A 4,469-nucleotide genomic window follows, 5' to 3' on the forward strand; every position below is an offset into this window, starting at 1 on the left:
AGTACGCCGCCGCGGTGGCGGGCGTCCTCGGCGACCGGGTCCAGGACTGGATCACGCTGAACGAGCCGTACTGCTCGTCGATGGTCGGCTACGCGGAGGGCCGGCACGCTCCCGGCACCGCCGAAGGACATGGCGCTCTGGCCGCCGCCCACCACCTGCTGCTCGGGCACGGCAGGGCGGTCGCCGCAGTCCGGTCCGCCGCCGGCCCGCGGTCGCGCGTCGGCATCACGCTCAACCTCTCCCCCGCCGTGCCGGCCAGCGATACCGAGGCCGACCGGGCGGCGGCGGATCGGCAGGACCTCATGCTCAACCGGCAGTTCACGGATCCGGTGCTGGGCGGCGCGTACCCGCCCGGGTTCGAGCGGCTCTACGCCGGGGTGAGCGATCTGTCGTTCCGCCGGGACGGTGACCTGGCGGTGATCTCCACGCCGCTGGACTTCCTCGGTGTCAACTACTACTACCGGGTGCACGTCGCCGACGCCCCGTACGAGCAGCCCGAACCGGCGCTGCGCAGCGCGTTCGACATCGGGGTCCGGCAGCTACGGCCGGACGGGTTGCCCACCACCGACCTGGGCTGGCCGGTGGAGCCGCAAGGGCTGTTCGACACCCTGACCGGGCTCGCGGACCGTTACCCGGGCCTGCCTGCCGTGTACGTGACGGAGAACGGCTGCGCCGACCTGCGGGACGGACCCGAGCCGGACCCGGAACGGATCTCGTTCGTGGCCGGGCACCTGGCGGCGGCGGCCCGTGCGGCCGCCGTCGACGACCGGCTCGATCTGCGGGGATACTTCTACTGGTCGCTCATCGACAACTTCGAGTGGGCCCGCGGGTACGGGCCCCGCTTCGGTCTGGCCCACGTCGACTACGCCACCGGATCCCGTACGCCCAAGGCCAGCTACCACTGGCTGCGTGACCGCTTGCGGGCGTGGCGGGAACGCACCTCCGCCTGAAGCGCCGCCTGCGGCTCGTGGCGGCAACGGTATGCGCGGTCACCCGGCACCGAACCGCCCCGGTTTCGGTGGAGTCGGGCTCTTCGATCATGAAGGCTGGGCGTGGGCGCCGGGCTCGCCTGGCGGGGCGTCGAGGGCCAGCCTCAGCGCCGCCTCGACCGGATAGACCGGGCAGTACAGCGGAGTGTCTGTGGCCGGCGGGGCCGCGTCCTTCGCCTCGAACGCCTTGCGGGCCCGGCCGAGGTCCGCGAGCAGGTCGGCCACTGACGGTTCCTTCTTCGGCTCCGGGGGCGCCGCCTCGACGGGTGCCTCCGTCTTCGGCGCCGTGATCGGGACGCCGAGCGCCGCCGCGGCGGCGTTGAGCCCGTCCTTCGGCATCGCGGCGGCCAGCGCCGAGAGGCGGCCGACGGCCTGGTCGGCGTACGCGGCGTCGACCGGCATCGCCGGCAGCTCGAACCGGGTTCCGGTCTGAGCGCCGAACGGGGCGTCGCGGAACACCCGGTCGCGGTTCTCGGCGTCGACGAGCACGTGGCGGCCGTCGTGGAGGTCGGCGTACAGGTTGGCGGCGAGCACGTTCCCGTCGAGCAGCAGGTTCTGGTCGGGCACGGTCGCGCGGACGGCGATGCTGTCGGCGAAGGCGAGCACGTTGGCCTCGATCCGCATGACACCCCGGCCGGAGAGGTCCAGCAGGCAGCCGGTCGTGGACTGCCCGGTCGAGGCCCGGCCGGTGGGGTCGGCGGCGAACAGGACCGTGTTGCCGCGGATGGTCCAGGGGCCCGCGCCGGGTGCCTGGACACGGACGGCGGTGCCGCTCGTGTTGACGACCACGTTGTTCTCGAACGTCCCGTACGCCGCACTGAGCTGCACGGCGCAGTACGCCGCGTTGGCGAAGACGCAGTTGCGCACGGTGATGCCGCCGCTGCCGCCGCGCAGGTCGAGCAGCGCCGCCGACTGGGAATGGCCCGCGTCGAGGGCGCCGCTGTCGGCGTACGCGTTGTAGGTCGCCCCGTCGAACATGAACCCGTCAAGGATGAGGCCCTCCCCCGAGTCCTCGCCGGTGAGCACCGGATCGCCGAAGATGCCCTTCGCCTTGGTCTCCGGAGTGAGCACGAAGCGCACGGGGTGCCGCCAGGGGTCGCGCGCGGCGAACTCGGCGTCCCACCCGCCCAGCAGCGTCAGGTTGCGTACGGGGATGCGCCATGTGCCCGACCGCAGGCGGCCCGTGTACTCACCTGCGGCGACGAGGATGCGGTCGCCCTCGGCGGCCTTTTCGAGAGCCTGGAACGGGTCGCGGAACGGCGCCTCGCGGCTGCCGTCCCCGCCGGAGGATCCGGCCCGCACGAACCAGTCGCGGCCGGCCGGCCGGGGCGGCTCGGGGGCCGTGACGTCGAGCACGGGCGCGAGGGAGTCGAGGACGATGGTGGCGCTCTGACGCCCGCCGGGCGGCGTGAGACGGTACGTGCCGCGGAGCAGGTACGTGGACTCGACGTCGAGGCCGCGCGAATACCGTACGGCCTCCTCGGTCTGGTGATGGACGAGGCCGTAGCGCGGGGCGAGCGCCCACCACGGGCTGTTGTCGGTGCCGGGCTCGTAGACGGCGACGCCGATGTGCGTCTCCGCGAGCTCGGGGAGGATCTGCGTGTTCTGGTCGAAGCCGACCCCGGCCCGCACCTGCACCGGGGCTCCGGCGAGCGCCGGGTCGGCCTCGTAGAGCCGCGCCCAGTCGACGGCCTGGTACACCGGACCGGCCGGGGGCTCGGTGAACGGCTCCGGCGCCGCCAGGTCGGCGGGGTGCGCGCCCGGCGCCGCGCCGACCGCGAGGGCGAGCACCTCGGCCGGGGCGAGCCGGCGCATGACGGGCCGCTGAACATCGTGGTCTGATGTGGACGGCAGCTCGCCGAGGCCGGCCGATTTCCGCAGCGCGTTGAGGGCGGCGATCGGCGGGCGCTCGTACGTGACGGCGACGTCCACCGTGTACGTGTCGAGCCACGCCGCCGGGAGCCCGGTCAGCTGTGGGTCGCCGACGGTGTTGCCGGCCGCCGAGCGCAGGCCGACGTCTTCGAGCTCCGCGGCGTACTCCTCGGTGAGCTCGGCCTCCGCGCCCGGCACCCGGCTGCGCACGATGTCGCGCGGTGTGGCGAAGAACAGGTTGCGGTCGATGGCGATCTGCCCGACGTCGCGCAGGCAGGCGACGGCCGCGTTGCCGCAGCCGACGAAGACGTTGTCGGCGATCGCGGCAGCGCCGTTGACCCGTACGCCCACGGCCCGGTCGGCGCCGGAGCCGCGCGGTGGGTCGGAGTCGTCGTGGGCGAAGGCGAAGGTGTTGCGGCTGACCGCGGCCGGGGTCTCGGGGGCGCCGTCGCGGACGGTGAGCAGGCTGAGGCCGACGCAGTTGACGACGATGTTGTTCTCGAAGACCACGGAGTCGCCGCCGAGCTCGACGGCGCCGGAGCTGCCGTTGGCGAAGCAGCAGTCGCGGACGGTGATGCGCTCGCCGCGCAGGCTCACCAGCGGGCCGTCCCCGTAGGAGGCGCGCTGCAGGCCGCCCTGCTCGTCGTAGTCGTCGCGCCCGGCCCCGTCGAAGAACAGCCCGTCCAGGACGAGGCCGTCGTGGCCGCCGATGCCCTGGAGCATGTTCGGCTCGTTCGGGACGCGCAGGCCGGTCTTTGCCGCGAAGACCGTCGGTGTCTGCCAGGGGGTACGGCGGGAGAAGTCGGGGCTGTATCCGCCGAGCAGGGTCAGCTCGGGGGTGTCGACGACCCACGAGGAGCGCTCGCCGCGCCCGGTATAGGTGCCCGCCGCGATGTGGATGCGGTCGCCGGGCGCAGCCTGCCGCAGCGCGAGCCACGGGTCGTGGAACGGCCGGGCCCGGGTGCCGTCGCCGGCCGGGCCGCCCGCCGCGACGAAGAGGTCGGTCATGACTTCTTCACCTCGTCGTCGGCTTCCTCCGTCTTGTCCGCGAGCAGCTTGAAGCCCACCTGGACCGCGTCTCTGACCAGTGCGAACGCGGCGAGGCCCGTCTGCTTGTAGGGTCCCTCGGCCAGGTCCTTGACGTATTCCTCCTCGGTCGCCAGCAGCGACTCCAGGGATTCCGAGGCCTTCTCCAGCTCCTCGTTGAACTTCGCCAGCGTGCCCGGATCATCGGTCAGCTGGGCGAAGGCGTTGGTGCTCTCCTCCACGAGCGTGGGGAAGAGCTCGTCGTAGAGCTTGCTGGACTGCTCCTTGGCCGCCTCGGCCCGCGTGTCGAGCCCTCGGTCGAGGACGTTCTCCTTCATCCAGTCCCAGTCGGTGGCCCGGTAGTCGCCGGACGCGCCGATGCCACGCCAGTTCCCCGCCGCCTCGGCGCCGCGGGCGAAGAGCTTGTCGATCCAGTCCTCGTCGAGCTGTTCGCGGGCCGCGGTCAGCAGCTTGATGTTGTCGACCACCGTCTGCTTCGCGGCACGCTTCTGCTTGGCCGCCATGAGGTTCTCCGCGGTGAGCTTCTCGAAGTTCTTGATCGCCTCGTTGGCGGCTTCCTTG

Annotated in this window: 3 protein-coding genes; 1 reads left to right on the forward strand and 2 read right to left on the reverse strand. The window is 72.7% G+C overall.

The window, feature by feature from the left end; genetic code table 11:
• A partial coding sequence (locus tag KBX39_RS24255) for a family 1 glycosylhydrolase (RefSeq protein WP_210872663.1) occupies window positions 1-950 on the forward strand: 950 nt, incomplete at its 5' end.
• 87 nt (window positions 951-1,037) lie between these two features.
• On the opposite strand, the gene KBX39_RS24260 is transcribed toward KBX39_RS24255, so the two are convergent.
• The gene (locus KBX39_RS24260; protein ID WP_210872664.1) at window positions 1,038-3,869 is read right to left on the reverse strand and encodes a right-handed parallel beta-helix repeat-containing protein; all 2,832 of its coding nucleotides are present in this window, start codon (window positions 3,867-3,869) and stop codon (window positions 1,038-1,040) included.
• On the reverse strand, window positions 3,866-4,469 hold a 604-nt coding region (locus KBX39_RS24265), incomplete at its 5' end, for a hypothetical protein (RefSeq protein ID WP_210872666.1). The genes KBX39_RS24265 and KBX39_RS24260, both read right to left, overlap by 4 nt.

This window comes from Micromonospora sp. D75, from assembly GCF_018070405.1.
GTDB lineage: Bacteria > Actinomycetota > Actinomycetes > Mycobacteriales > Micromonosporaceae > Micromonospora > Micromonospora chalcea.